The sequence below is a fragment of the Ruegeria lacuscaerulensis genome (genome assembly GCF_013031245.1).
GTDB classification, from domain to species: Bacteria; Pseudomonadota; Alphaproteobacteria; order Rhodobacterales; family Rhodobacteraceae; genus Ruegeria; species Ruegeria lacuscaerulensis_C.
Genome location: NZ_WPZL01000026.1, coordinates 14,302 through 26,661 on the forward strand (window position 1 = coordinate 14,302; position 12,360 = coordinate 26,661).

Consider the following 12,360-nt stretch of genomic DNA (forward strand, 5'->3'; position numbering starts at 1 on the left):
ACATAGATATGAACGATCCTATCGGCGATATGCTCACCCGCATCCGCAACGCGCAAATGCGCGGCAAGTCCACCGTTTCCACCCCGGCTTCCAAGCTGCGCGGTTGGGTTCTGGACGTGCTGGCGGACGAAGGTTACATCCGTGGCTATGAAAAGACGACCGGTGAAAACGGTCATCCGGCCATCGAAATCAGCCTGAAATACTACGAAGGCACCCCTGTCATTCGTGAACTGAAGCGGGTCTCGAAACCCGGTCGTCGCGTGTACATGGGCGTCAATGACATCCCGCAGGTCCGTCAGGGTCTGGGCGTGTCGATTGTCAGCACTCCGAAAGGTGTGATGTCGGACCAGAACGCACGCTCCAACAATGTTGGCGGCGAAGTGCTCTGCACCGTCTTCTAAGGAGGTCTGCAATGTCTCGTATTGGTAAAAAACCGGTCGAGCTGCCCAGCGGCGTTACCGCCTCTGTGTCCGGCCAGACCATCGAAGTCAAAGGTCCGAAAGGCACCCGCAGCTTCACCGCAACCGACGACGTGACGCTGTCGGTTGAAGACAACGTGGTCAAGATCGACCCCCGCGGCATGTCCAAGCGTGCGCGCCAGCAGTGGGGCATGAGCCGCACCATGGTTGCCAATCTGGTTGAAGGCGTGACCAACGGCTTCAAAAAAGAGCTGGAGATCCAAGGTGTTGGTTACCGGGCGCAGATGCAGGGCAACACCCTGAAACTGAACCTGGGTTACAGCCACGATGTTGATTTCACTGCTCCGGAAGGTGTCACCATCACCGCACCGAAGCAGACCGAGATCGTTGTGGAAGGTATCGACCAGCAGCAGGTGGGCGAAGTTGCGGCCAAAATCCGCGAATGGCGCCGTCCCGAGCCGTATAAAGGCAAGGGTATCCGCTACAAGGGCGAGTTCATCTTCCGCAAGGAAGGCAAGAAGAAGTAAGGACGCAGACAATGGCAAACAGCAAAAGAACCCTGTTTCTGAAGCGCCGCCTGCGCGTTCGGAACAAACTTCGCAAGGTCAACGCGGGTCGTCCGCGTCTGTCCGTACACCGTTCGAACAAGAACATCTCTGTTCAGCTGATCGACGACGTACGTGGCGTGACCCTGGCCTCGGCCTCGACCCTGGAAAAAGATCTGGGTGTTGTTGGCAAGAACAACGTCGAAGCGGCCACCAAAGTGGGCGCGGCCATCGCCGAGCGTGCCAAGAAGGCAGGCGTCGAAGAGGCCTATTTCGATCGTGGCGGCTTCCTGTTCCACGGCAAAGTGAAGGCTGTCGCCGACGCTGCGCGTGAAGGTGGTCTGAAGATCTAAGACCTGCGGGCAGCTTTGCGGCTGCCCCGATGATCCGGGGGCCTCGGCGATAGTCGGGGCTCACTTGGATTGAATAAACGGCGCCGAGAGCGCCTCTAGAGAAAAGGGATGCCAAGATGGCAGAACGTGAAAACCGTCGGGGCCGTGGCCGCGACCGCGACGAAGCACCGGAATTTGCAGATCGCCTGGTTGCGATCAACCGTGTGTCGAAGACCGTAAAAGGTGGTAAGCGCTTTGGCTTCGCCGCTCTGGTGGTTGTCGGCGATCAGAAAGGCCGCGTCGGCTTTGGCAAAGGTAAAGCGAAAGAAGTACCTGAAGCCATTCGTAAGGCGACTGAGCAAGCCAAGCGTCAGATGATCCGCGTGCAACTGCGCGAAGGTCGTACCCTGCACCACGATATCGAGGGCCGTCACGGCGCCGGTAAAGTGGTTATGCGCACCGCACCTGAAGGTACCGGTATCATCGCCGGTGGTCCGATGCGTGCCGTGTTCGAAATGCTGGGCGTCAAGGACGTTGTGTCCAAGTCGCTGGGCTCGCAGAACCCGTACAACATGATCCGCGCCACCATCAACGGCCTGCAGAAAGAGCAGAGCCCGCGTTCGGTCGCACAGCGTCGTGGCAAAAAGGTTGCTGACATCCTGCCCAAGCGGGACGAAGCACCGGCTGCTGCTGAAGCAGAAGCATAAGGAGAGCGACCCATGGCAAAAACCATCGTCGTCAAGCAGGTCGGATCCCCGATCCGCCGCCCCGCCGAACAGCGCGCAACCCTGATCGGCCTGGGCCTGAACAAGATGCACAAGACCCGTGAGCTGGAAGATACTCCTTCGGTTCGCGGCATGATCAACAAGATCCCGCATCTGGTAGAGATCGTCGAAGAGCGCAGCTAAGCGCGAGTTCTTTGAAGAATTAGGAACGCCCTCGACATGGTCGGGGGCGTTTTTTAGTGCTTGGAGTTTTCCGTTTGTCCGCTTCGAGCCCGATCTACTCATTTGCTTGCTCATTGGCCCACATTCAGTTTTCTTGGTGCAGCCTAGTAGTGCGACAGCAATAGGATTTGTTCGTATCGGCAAAAGCAACGAAGGGATTTTTAATTTGAGTGGATTAACGTTCTTGGGTTTTTTGCTCTTTCTGGTGTCTTCGACATCAATGGCCATTGGAGCGTGTATCGATCTTTCAATGGGTAACTCTTTTACTTTGACGCGAAATGACCCGTTATTCGAGGTAACGAACAAAGTCATGAATGACGGAACGGTCAAAGAAGAAAGGGTAATGCAAAAAGACGGCTCGACCCAAAAAGTGTCAACGACCTATTGGAACGGTGTAATTCCAATCGACAGGAAGTCGTCTTCCAGCCGCATCCAACTGAAAATGAGCAAAAAGGCAAAGACGCTAAACTTGGAAGTTGTAGCCAAGACTTACACGATACCAGTTTCCATTTTGGTAAATGGCAGCGAAGTTGACCGCGGGTCATATGAGATTGAAACAGTTCGCCAAACTACCCTTAAAATAGGAAACTGCAACTATCCTGTGATGGTTGTCAGAAAGAGTATCAAAAGGAACAACGGCGCTGCGATCAACGAAGAGGCTTTGCTCAGCTTAGAAGCAGGAATGTTGCTAGGTAATGTTGCCATGACACCTGATTGGCAAACTAAACACGGCGTATTTTTCGACCAGATTAAAGCGAACTGACACCAGTGAATCGCGCATCATTTTGATTTGTAGGTATGATGGCCGTTATGCAATCAAAGGTCCGCATTGTCCGCAAAACGGACACTAACCACATTTTGCATCAAGTGGAAAACTCGCTCCGCCATTCCTTCCATGCATATCGGCTAGAACGAAACTTCGGTTGTTAGCGATATCTGCTGCGCCTATCTGATCTCTGTCCCAAACAGGAACAAACAAAGCAACGTTGGGGAATACGCCCCGATTATGAAAGGAATTCAGAAATGGCACACATGGCAACGGCTACTCATGGCGGCATCAATCTGGTCGCTCGATTCACCGACTACGTCGCGAAGATCAAAGAGGCATATGCGCTGCGCGCGGAGTACAACCGCACCTACACGGAACTCCAAAGCCTGACCGACCGCGAACTGCACGACATCGGCGTACGTCGCTGCGATATCAGTGATATCGTACGTGACCACGTGTATTGCTCGTAATCAGACAGTTTGAACCGTTCACTCGGAGGCGCCGTTTGGCGCCTCTTTTGCGTCCGGGGGACACCAATCCTATAAATTCTGGCGGGTCCTGTTGAAGCCGCGCACGGAATAGGCCAAGTCATGACGGACCGGGCGTCTCAGACCGCTCGAATGGCGACAGGAAAGGCCGGGCACGTGCGCGAATTTCAGATTGGGATGCTTTGGGTCGACGGCCCGCTGAGTTTTCTGGAACAGCTCTGCATCAAGTCGTTTTTGGATGTGGGTCAGCATGTGTGCCTGTACACCTATGGCGATGTAGCCAACATCCCGGAAGGAACAGAACGGCGCGACGCGTGTGAGGTTCTGTCGGGCGAAAACATCATCACGCATAAACGTACCGGCAGCCCGGCGGTTCATGCGGACAAGTTCCGCTATCGTATGCTGGCGCAGCAGCCGGACATGATCTGGGCGGATACGGATGCGTATTGTGTAAAGCCGTTCACGACAGATAACGGGCATTTCCATGGCCATCTCGCGCCGAATGAGATCAACAACGGAGTTCTGAGGTTGCCACCGGACAGCCCGACATTGTACGACCTGATCGACTATACAGAAAATCCCTATCGCATTCCTCCCTGGTTGCCGACAAAGTTTCGCAGGGAACTGATCCGTGACGCGTTGGACGGAAACCCCAAACATGCGGGGGAAATGCTGTGGGGCGTTTGGGGGCCCCGGGCGCTGACCTGGTTGTTGCGGCAAAACGGCGAAGCGCAGTTCTCGTTTCCCAGCGAGGTTCTTTATCCGGTCTCGTTCAAGGAACGGCGCGTTATGAGTCGGGCGTCCGGCGATGCGGACCGGTTTGTCACGGATGAAACTATGTCGATTCACTTCTACGGGCGGCGTATGCGCTCGTTTATCCGAAACAGGTTCGGTGGCGTGCCCCATCCCGAAAGCATGGTCGGCAGGCTGGTAGAAAAGCACGGCATTGACCCGCACGCTGCGCCAATCATGCCGAAAGCCTTTACCGGGGACGAAGGCCCTGGAGACGAGGGCTGACTGCATCGTCGGCCCGTGGGCTTGCCAACTGAAGTCAACAAGCCTATACGCCTGCGGTGGCCCTGCGCCACACGAATCAAAACCAAGAAATGCCGCGTTTGGCCCATCACGCTTCGGGGGTCACATCCGGCTTAGGAGAAGCGAAATGAAACTGCACGAATTGCGCGACAATCCTGGCGCCACACCGAAACGGACCCGCGTTGGCCGTGGTCCTGGTTCCGGCAAAGGTAAAATGGGTGGCCGTGGTATCAAAGGTCAGAAATCCCGTTCGGGTGTGGCAATCAATGGCTATGAAGGCGGCCAGATGCCGCTGTACCAGCGCCTGCCCAAGCGTGGCTTCAGCAAGCCGAACCGCAAGGCATTTGCTGTTATCAACCTGGGCCTGATCCAGAAATTCGTTGATGCCGGCAAGCTGGACGCCAAAGCAGCGATCACAGAGGACGCATTGGTTGCCTCCGGGCTGGTCCGCCGTAAACTGGACGGTATCCGCGTTCTGGCCAAAGGCGAAATCAGCGCCAAAGTGAACCTGGAAGTTACCGGTGCTTCGAAAGCTGCCGTTGAGGCAGTCGAAAAAGCGGGCGGCTCACTGACGGTCACAAAAGCTGCTGCGGCAGAGTAAGCGCTTGTGAGCGGGCGAAGACCCGCTTACATAGACCTCAGAGTTTTCCAAGACGCCGTCCGAGCCGGAAAACGGTTCCGGGCGGCGTTTGCATAAGAGAGACCGATTTATGGTATCAGCAGCAGAACAAATGGCGGCCAACACAAGCTGGGCTGCCCTTGGCAAAGCCACCGATCTGCGCAACCGCATCCTGTTCACGCTGGGTTTGTTGATCGTCTATCGTCTGGGCACCTTCATTCCGGTGCCGGGGATCGACGGGCAGGCGCTGCGCGAGTTCATGGAACAGGCGGGGCAGGGCATCGGCGGCATGGTTTCGATGTTCACCGGCGGGGCGCTGGGGCGGATGGGTATCTTTGCCCTCGGCATCATGCCTTATATCTCGGCCTCTATCATCGTGCAGTTGCTGACATCGATGGTTCCGGCGCTCGAACAACTCAAGAAAGAGGGTGAGCAAGGCCGCAAGAAGATCAACCAGTACACCCGTTTTGGCACCGTGGCGCTGGCCACCGTTCAGGCATATGGTCTGGCCGTGTCACTGGAATCGGGCGATCTGGCGACCGATCCGGGTCTCTATTTCCGCATGTCGACCATGATCACACTGGTCGGCGGCACCATGTTCCTGATGTGGCTGGGTGAACAGATCACCGCTCGCGGCATCGGCAACGGTATCTCTCTGATCATCTTCGTCGGCATCATTGCCGAGGTTCCGGCCGCTCTGGCACAGTTCTTTGCCTCGGGCCGCTCGGGCGCGATCAGCCCGGCCGTGATCGTCGGCGTCATCGTCATGGTGATCGCCGTGATTACCTTCGTGGTGTTCATGGAACGTGCGCTGCGCAAGATCCATATCCAGTACCCGCGCCGTCAGGCCGGTATGAAAATTTATGAGGGCGGCTCGAGCCACCTGCCAGTCAAGGTCAACCCCGCGGGCGTGATCCCGGCGATCTTTGCCAGCTCGCTGCTGCTGCTGCCGGTGACGATCTCGACCTTCTCATCGGGGGCGACCAGCGGGCCGGTCATGTCGTGGCTGCTGGCCAACTTCGGCCCCGGACAGCCGCTCTACCTGTTGTTCTTCGCCTCGATGATCGTGTTCTTTGCCTATTTCTACACGTTCAACGTCTCGTTCAAGCCGGATGACGTGGCGGACAACCTGAAAAAGCAGAACGGTTTTGTGCCGGGTATCCGACCGGGTAAGAAAACCGCCGAATATCTGGAATACGTGGTCAATCGCGTGCTGGTTCTGGGTTCAGCCTATCTGGCGGCTGTCTGTCTGCTGCCTGAAATCCTGCGCGGCCAGTTCGCCATTCCGTTCTATTTCGGCGGTACCTCGGTTCTGATTATCGTCTCTGTGACCATGGACACGATCCAGCAGGTCCAGAGCCATCTGCTGGCGCACCAATACGAAGGGCTTATCGAAAAGTCACAACTGCGCGGCAAAGGTAAGAAACGCGGCAGGAAGGGACCCGCTCGTCGATGAACATCATTCTTTTGGGCCCCCCGGGGGCAGGTAAGGGCACCCAGGCGCGTCACCTGGTCGAGACACGCGGCATGATCCAGCTGAGCACTGGCGACATGCTGCGCGAAGCCAAGACCTCGGGCACAGAGATGGGCCGGAAGGTTGCCGCGATCATGGACGCAGGAAAGCTGGTCACAGATGAGATCGTGATCGGCCTGATCGAAGAGAAGCTGACCACGGAAACGGGCGCTGGCTTCATTTTTGACGGTTTCCCGCGCACGCTGGCGCAAGCCGACGCGCTCGCCGCTTTGCTGTCCAAGCTGGGTCAGTCGCTGCACACCGTGATCGAGATGCGCGTGGACGACGACGCTCTGGTCGACCGGATCACTGCACGTTCGACCTGTTCGGGTTGTGGTGAGGTCTATAACGACAAGACCAAACCGATCCCGGCCGATGGTATCTGCACCAATTGCGGCCAGAAGAAAGAGTTCACCCGCCGCGCCGATGACAACGAAGACAGCCTGCGTACGCGCCTGATGGAGTACTACAAAAAGACCTCGCCGCTGATTGGCTACTACTACGCCAAAGGTGACCTGCGCCCGGTCAATGGTCTGGCGGATATCAAGGAAGTCACCGCTTCGATTGAGGCGGTACTTGGCTGACTTTAGGTAGGGGCTTGACGGCCCCTTCAAAAGCCCATATCGACCCACATCCCTATGGGAATCAAGACCGCATGCGGGATTCGTCCCGTTTGCCCCGACCACCTCGAATAAATGCTGGACCCTCTGGCGTCACTGCCACGGTCAAGTGTTGTGAAAAAAGGTTCCGGAGCTACGGAACCGCAACAAAAAAGGAAAGTGACACGTGGCACGTATTGCCGGCGTAAACATCCCGACTGCAAAGCGGGTACCTATCGCCCTCACATATATCACCGGTATCGGCAACACCTCGGCCAAAGCGATCTGCGAAGCCGTGGGCATTGAAGCGCATCGCCGCGTCAATGAACTGTCGGATGCCGAAGTTCTGGCCATCCGCGAACATATCGACGCAAACTTCACCGTCGAAGGTGACCTGCGCCGTGAAGTTCAGATGAACGTCAAGCGCCTGATGGATCTGGGCTGCTATCGCGGTCTGCGTCACCGCCGCAACCTGCCGGTTCGCGGTCAGCGTACCCACACCAATGCTCGTACCCGCAAAGGCCCCGCAAAGGCCATTGCCGGTAAGAAGAAATAAGGGAGGGTCTGACCGATGGCACGTGACAAGACTCGCGTTAAGCGCAAAGAGCGTAAGAACATCGCATCGGGCGTTGCCCATGTGAACTCGACCTTCAACAACACCAAGATCCTGATCTCGGACGTACAGGGCAACGCCATTGCATGGTCGTCTGCCGGTACCATGGGCTTCAAGGGATCGCGGAAATCGACCCCCTACGCCGCTCAGATGGCTGCAGAAGATGCAGGCAAGAAGGCGCAGGAACATGGCGTCAAAACGCTGGAAGTCGAAGTTCAGGGCCCCGGTTCGGGTCGTGAATCGGCTCTGCGTGCGTTGGCTGCCGTGGGCTTCAACATCACGTCGATCCGCGACGTGACTCCGATTGCTCACAACGGCTGCCGCCCGCCGAAGCGTCGTCGCGTCTAAGCGATTTTGAATTGAGCTGGGGCCAGTGTTTCTGCACGGCCCCAGCACGTCATTTTGAACCTCGGGCGTCTGCACCTTGTTGGTCATGGGGCGCGGACAGGAATGGAGGGATTACATGATCCATAAGAATTGGGCTGAATTGATCAAGCCGACCCAGCTGGAAGGCAAGCCGGGCAACGATCCTGCGCGTCAGGCAACTTTGGTTGCTGAACCGCTGGAGCGTGGCTTTGGTCTGACCCTGGGTAACGCTCTGCGCCGCGTTCTGATGAGCTCGCTGCAAGGCGCGGCCATCACCAGCGTTCAGATCGACAACGTATTGCACGAGTTCTCGTCGGTTGCAGGCGTTCGTGAAGACGTCACCGACATCATCCTGAACCTCAAGCAGGTTGCGCTGCGCATGGAAGTCGAAGGCCCCAAGCGCCTGTCGATCAATGCCAAAGGCCCCGCAGTTGTAACCGCCGGTGACATCAGCGAGAGCGCCGGTATCGAGGTTCTGAACCGCGATCACGTCATCTGCCACCTGGACGATGGCGCCGACCTGTTCATGGAACTGACCGTTAACACCGGCAAAGGTTACGTCTCGGCTGAGAAGAACAAGCCCGAAGACGCACCTATCGGCCTGATCCCGATCGATGCGATCTATTCGCCGGTCAAAAAGGTTGCCTATGACGTTCAGCCGACCCGTGAAGGTCAGGTTCTGGACTATGACAAGCTGACCCTGAAGATCGAAACCGATGGTTCGATTACACCTGAAGACGCGCTGGCCTTTGCCGCTCGAATCCTGCAGGATCAGCTGTCGATCTTCGTCAACTTCGACGAGCCCGAAGCGGCTGGCCGTCAGGACGAGGACGATGGTCTGGAATTCAACCCGCTGCTGCTTAAGAAAGTGGATGAGTTGGAACTGTCGGTCCGTTCGGCAAACTGCCTGAAGAACGACAACATCGTTTACATCGGCGACCTGATCCAGAAGACCGAAGCCGAGATGCTGCGCACCCCGAACTTCGGCCGCAAGTCGCTGAACGAGATCAAAGAAGTGCTGTCCGGCATGGGTCTGCACCTCGGCATGGATGTCGAGGACTGGCCGCCCGACAATATCGAAGATCTGGCCAAGAAATTCGAAGACGCGTTCTAGGCGCGTCTTCCCCAATGCCCGGCCCAATTTGGGACTATCCGGGGACAATATGGGCACTTCCGCCCCAAGGAGAGCCGGTGACACGCATCGCCGGCCAGACAAAGCAAAACGCGAAAGAAGGAACTAGAAAATGCGTCACGCACGTGGTTACCGCCGCCTGAACCGTACTCATGAGCACCGCAAGGCGCTGTTTGCGAACATGGCTGGCTCGCTCATCGAACATGAGCAAATCAAGACGACTCTGCCCAAGGCAAAAGAACTGCGCCCGATCATCGAAAAGCTGGTCACTCTGGGCAAGCGCGGCGACCTGCACGCCCGCCGTCAGGCCGCATCGCAGCTGAAAGAAGACAAAGACGTCGCAAAGCTGTTCGAAGTTCTGGGCCCCCGCTACGCCGAGCGTCAGGGCGGTTATGTCCGCATCCTGAAAGCTGGCTTCCGCTATGGTGACATGGCGCCGATGGCGATCATCGAATTCGTTGATCGGGACCTGGACGCCAAAGGCGCGGCTGACAAAGCTCGCGTCGCTGCCGAAGAGGCCGCAGAAGAAGAATAAGAAAGCCCGGCTTTCTGAATTTGGCCCCCACGTCCCGGACGTGGGGGTTTTTTGATTCTGTGGGCCAAGTAGCCAATAAGCCCTCCTGTTGCCAGAATCGCAAACTTGGGTGATCCTTTAAGAAATTGAAGGATCGCAATATGTTTAGGTATCTAATATTTGCGCTCGGTATTGGCGCAGCCACAGTGCTTGATGCGCAAGAAGCCTCCGACGATGCTACAGCGGCTGAGGAGACGTCAGCGGAGCAGCCCGACCTTTTGACAGATGCAGAGTTGCAAACGCTGGTTGCTCCGGTGGCTCTTTATCCGGACACCTTGCTCATTCAGATTTTTGTCGCCGCGACTCAACCGCTGGAGATTGTGAAGGCGGAGCGTTACTTGCTGGATAACGCTGACCGCGACCCCGCGGAACTGGAGCCTGAAATCGAAGCCATGGGGTGGGATCCGTCGGTCAGCGTATTGGCAACAGCCTTTCCCGAGGTTGTTGGCCAGATGGCGACGCATATCGACTGGACCGAAACCATGGGCACCGCGATGCTGGCCCAATCCGATGATGTGATGGATGCGGTGCAGGTCATGCGGGATCAGGCGATCGACAGTGGCGCCCTGGTTTCCGGCCCCGAGCAGACCGTCGAGGTGTCTGATGACGACACAGTTGTCATCACTCCCACAGATCCCGAAACCGTATACGTGCCGCAATACAACCCCGAGACCGTCTATACCGGTCCGTCGACTGGGGATGTGGTGGGCGCGGCCCTGCTGACCTTTGGCACTGTTGCGCTGATTAACGAAATTTTTGATGACGACGATGATTGGTATGGCTACTGGGGTTGCCGGAACTGCGGCGGCTGGAACGGTCAGCCGATCATCCGGAACCCCGATATCGACATTGATGTCGACGGCAACGTCAATATTGGCAACGAGATTGATCTGGGCGACCGGACGGATATTGGATGGAAGCCTGATCCCGACCGGAAAAAGCAGGCTCAGAATGAAATTTCAGACCGCAAAAGACTCGAGGGTGGTCGCGGTGATTTGCCAGTAAGCCGCCCCGAAGGCCGCACGGACGAACTGCGCGCCAAGTTAAGTCGCGAGTCCGGGGCGGCGGACATAAGTCGGGACGGCGAAGCGCGGAATCAGGTGGCGGCAGCCGCTGCAGGCGCGGGTGCTGGCGCTGTGGCGGGGGGCGCTCTTGCCAACCGGGGCAATGGTAACAAGAAACTGCCTCAGGTGAACCGGGGCAACGTGGACGGAGATAAGGCCGCAGCCAAGCAACAGGCCATTGACCGCACCAAACAAAGGCCGGATGCGGCGAAAAAACCTGTGAAACAAAAGCCGCAAGCCGCCAAGAAACCTCAGGCCAAGAAACCGGCAACGGCTCAGCACAGACCGTCTGCGTCCAAAGGTCAGGCGATGAAGAAAAATGCGTCAGGAAATCGAACCCACAGCGCGTCCAAACGCGGGCACGCGGCCAAGGGAAAGCGGAGACGGTAGGATGCGTAAATCGGTTTTTTCTTTTCTATTCCTTATCGCAACTGCAAGCCCTGCACTGGCAGACGGTTCCCGGTTTGACACGCCGCAATCTGCTCTGGACGCCTTTGTGGAAGCTTTGAGGGCGGATGATCAGGCCAAGCTGTTGGAAATCTTCGGGTCCGAGGCCGAAGACCTGATTGGGACAGGAGATCCTGCCGAGGATCAGGAAAGACGACAGGAAGTTCTTGGCATGTACGCCGAGGGCTACCGCTTTCAGCCTGAAGATGACGGGGTGGTTCTTGTTTTGGGCGAAGACAGCTGGCCCTTCCCAATCCCGATTTCACGTGGTGAAGACGGCTGGCAATTTGACCTCGACGCTGGGATCGAAGAACTCTCGGCCCGCGAAATTGGTTTGAACGAGCTTGAAGTGATCGATTTGCTCGAAGCCTATGTCGACCTTCAGGCCGCGTTCAGGCTGGTCGATCACAATGGCGATGGCGTCATGGAATTTGCACAGACGATCATCGCCGACCCGGGTGTCAAAAACGGGCTGTTCTGGCCCGAGGAAGACAGCTTTGTCGGTGCAGCGCTGGCCCGTGCTGCCGCCTCGGGGTGGAGCGATGGCGAGGCTGATTATGAAGCCGAACCTTTCCTTGGCTATTACTACACCATCTTGCAGAGCCAGGGTCCAAACGCACCTGGCGGAGCCTATTCCTATTTTGTAGGTGACAAATTCGTTGCTGGGCACGCGCTGCTTGCGGTGCCTTCGGATTATGGTGAAACCGGTATTCACTCATTTCTGGTCGGCGAAAACGGGATCGTTTTTGAAGCAGATTTTGGCCCGGAGACACTGGATCTAACGGCTGAAATTTCAACATACGATCCCGGTTCAGACTGGTCGCCGGTTGAGTGACGCACAATAAACTACGTGCTGGATCCGGGTTTGTAACTATTGATTGCAATCCAGGTGTCGCAG

The 12,360-nt window shown here is 56.9% G+C and carries 17 protein-coding genes; all 17 read left to right on the top strand.

Annotation, left to right across the window (positions count from 1 at the left end; all coding sequences use genetic code 11):
- Positions 1-8: 8 nt before the first annotated feature.
- The 17 genes from rpsH to GOX66_RS20385 all read left to right on the top strand — a co-directional run bounded on the left by rpsH (position 9) and on the right by GOX66_RS20385 (position 12,297).
- Positions 9-401, top strand: coding sequence for a 30S ribosomal protein S8 (gene rpsH, locus GOX66_RS20305; RefSeq protein WP_039523381.1), 393 nt, complete (start codon positions 9-11; stop codon positions 399-401).
- An 11-nt stretch (positions 402-412) separates the two neighbouring features.
- Positions 413-946: a 50S ribosomal protein L6 gene (gene rplF, locus GOX66_RS20310; protein WP_170392896.1), complete on the top strand. Its 534-nt coding sequence runs from the start codon at positions 413-415 to the stop codon at positions 944-946.
- An 11-nt stretch (positions 947-957) separates the two neighbouring features.
- Complete coding sequence (gene rplR, locus GOX66_RS20315) at positions 958-1,317, top strand: 50S ribosomal protein L18 (protein ID WP_010437103.1); 360 nt, start codon at positions 958-960, stop codon at positions 1,315-1,317.
- Positions 1,318-1,433: 116 nt separating this feature from the next.
- Positions 1,434-2,003, top strand: a complete 570-nt coding sequence (rpsE, locus tag GOX66_RS20320; RefSeq protein WP_058283505.1) for a 30S ribosomal protein S5 — start codon at positions 1,434-1,436, stop codon at positions 2,001-2,003.
- A 12-nt stretch (positions 2,004-2,015) separates the two neighbouring features.
- On the top strand, positions 2,016-2,204 hold the full coding sequence (gene rpmD / locus GOX66_RS20325) for a 50S ribosomal protein L30 (protein WP_170764963.1): 189 nt from the start codon (positions 2,016-2,018) through the stop codon (positions 2,202-2,204).
- A 136-nt stretch (positions 2,205-2,340) separates the two neighbouring features.
- A complete protein-coding gene (locus GOX66_RS20330) occupies positions 2,341-3,006 on the top strand; it encodes a hypothetical protein (protein WP_170764965.1) in 666 nt (221 codons plus the stop codon).
- A 269-nt stretch (positions 3,007-3,275) separates the two neighbouring features.
- The gene (locus GOX66_RS20335) at positions 3,276-3,482 is read left to right on the top strand and encodes a DUF1127 domain-containing protein (protein ID WP_336509508.1); all 207 of its coding nucleotides are present in this window, start codon (positions 3,276-3,278) and stop codon (positions 3,480-3,482) included.
- Between the two features lie 120 nt (positions 3,483-3,602).
- Positions 3,603-4,517 carry a hypothetical protein gene (locus tag GOX66_RS20340; RefSeq protein WP_237212700.1) on the top strand — a complete coding sequence of 305 codons (915 nt, stop codon included), beginning with the start codon at positions 3,603-3,605 and terminating at the stop codon, positions 4,515-4,517.
- 145 nt (positions 4,518-4,662) lie between these two features.
- The gene (rplO, locus tag GOX66_RS20345; RefSeq protein WP_170764969.1) at positions 4,663-5,136 is read left to right on the top strand and encodes a 50S ribosomal protein L15; all 474 of its coding nucleotides are present in this window, start codon (positions 4,663-4,665) and stop codon (positions 5,134-5,136) included.
- A 109-nt stretch (positions 5,137-5,245) separates the two neighbouring features.
- The gene (gene secY, locus GOX66_RS20350; RefSeq protein ID WP_170764971.1) at positions 5,246-6,610 is read left to right on the top strand and encodes a preprotein translocase subunit SecY; all 1,365 of its coding nucleotides are present in this window, start codon (positions 5,246-5,248) and stop codon (positions 6,608-6,610) included.
- Positions 6,607-7,251, top strand: coding sequence for an adenylate kinase (locus GOX66_RS20355; RefSeq protein WP_170764973.1), 645 nt, complete (start codon positions 6,607-6,609; stop codon positions 7,249-7,251). The genes secY and GOX66_RS20355 overlap by 4 nt, the downstream gene beginning before the upstream one ends.
- A gap of 202 nt (positions 7,252-7,453) precedes the next feature.
- Positions 7,454-7,822 (top strand): 30S ribosomal protein S13, encoded by a 369-nt coding sequence (gene rpsM / locus GOX66_RS20360; RefSeq protein ID WP_008757392.1) that lies wholly within the window; start codon positions 7,454-7,456, stop codon positions 7,820-7,822.
- 15 nt (positions 7,823-7,837) lie between these two features.
- Positions 7,838-8,227 (top strand): 30S ribosomal protein S11, encoded by a 390-nt coding sequence (gene rpsK, locus GOX66_RS20365; protein ID WP_093965380.1) that lies wholly within the window; start codon positions 7,838-7,840, stop codon positions 8,225-8,227.
- A gap of 115 nt (positions 8,228-8,342) precedes the next feature.
- On the top strand, positions 8,343-9,359 hold the full coding sequence (locus tag GOX66_RS20370; RefSeq protein WP_113791474.1) for a DNA-directed RNA polymerase subunit alpha: 1,017 nt from the start codon (positions 8,343-8,345) through the stop codon (positions 9,357-9,359).
- Positions 9,360-9,489: 130 nt separating this feature from the next.
- The gene (gene rplQ / locus GOX66_RS20375; protein ID WP_170764974.1) at positions 9,490-9,912 is read left to right on the top strand and encodes a 50S ribosomal protein L17; all 423 of its coding nucleotides are present in this window, start codon (positions 9,490-9,492) and stop codon (positions 9,910-9,912) included.
- Between the two features lie 140 nt (positions 9,913-10,052).
- Entirely contained in the window at positions 10,053-11,405 is a 1,353-nt protein-coding gene (locus tag GOX66_RS20380) for a DUF3300 domain-containing protein (protein ID WP_170764975.1), read from the top strand.
- Position 11,406: 1 nt separating this feature from the next.
- On the top strand, positions 11,407-12,297 hold the full coding sequence (locus GOX66_RS20385; RefSeq protein ID WP_170764976.1) for a DUF2950 family protein: 891 nt from the start codon (positions 11,407-11,409) through the stop codon (positions 12,295-12,297).
- The last annotated feature ends 63 nt before the right edge of the window (positions 12,298-12,360 follow it).

Coding starts and splice junctions, on each gene's coding strand:
- rpsH (WP_039523381.1), top strand. CDS start 9: ATGAACGATCCTATCGGCGATATGCTCACCCGCATCCGCAACGCGCAA.
- rplF (WP_170392896.1), top strand. CDS start 413: ATGTCTCGTATTGGTAAAAAACCGGTCGAGCTGCCCAGCGGCGTTACC.
- rplR (WP_010437103.1), top strand. CDS start 958: ATGGCAAACAGCAAAAGAACCCTGTTTCTGAAGCGCCGCCTGCGCGTT.
- rpsE (WP_058283505.1), top strand. CDS start 1,434: ATGGCAGAACGTGAAAACCGTCGGGGCCGTGGCCGCGACCGCGACGAA.
- rpmD (WP_170764963.1), top strand. CDS start 2,016: ATGGCAAAAACCATCGTCGTCAAGCAGGTCGGATCCCCGATCCGCCGC.
- GOX66_RS20335 (WP_336509508.1), top strand. CDS start 3,276: ATGGCAACGGCTACTCATGGCGGCATCAATCTGGTCGCTCGATTCACC.
- GOX66_RS20340 (WP_237212700.1), top strand. CDS start 3,603: ATGACGGACCGGGCGTCTCAGACCGCTCGAATGGCGACAGGAAAGGCC.
- rplO (WP_170764969.1), top strand. CDS start 4,663: ATGAAACTGCACGAATTGCGCGACAATCCTGGCGCCACACCGAAACGG.
- secY (WP_170764971.1), top strand. CDS start 5,246: ATGGTATCAGCAGCAGAACAAATGGCGGCCAACACAAGCTGGGCTGCC.
- GOX66_RS20355 (WP_170764973.1), top strand. CDS start 6,607: ATGAACATCATTCTTTTGGGCCCCCCGGGGGCAGGTAAGGGCACCCAG.
- rpsK (WP_093965380.1), top strand. CDS start 7,838: ATGGCACGTGACAAGACTCGCGTTAAGCGCAAAGAGCGTAAGAACATC.
- GOX66_RS20370 (WP_113791474.1), top strand. CDS start 8,343: ATGATCCATAAGAATTGGGCTGAATTGATCAAGCCGACCCAGCTGGAA.
- rplQ (WP_170764974.1), top strand. CDS start 9,490: ATGCGTCACGCACGTGGTTACCGCCGCCTGAACCGTACTCATGAGCAC.
- GOX66_RS20380 (WP_170764975.1), top strand. CDS start 10,053: ATGTTTAGGTATCTAATATTTGCGCTCGGTATTGGCGCAGCCACAGTG.
- GOX66_RS20385 (WP_170764976.1), top strand. CDS start 11,407: ATGCGTAAATCGGTTTTTTCTTTTCTATTCCTTATCGCAACTGCAAGC.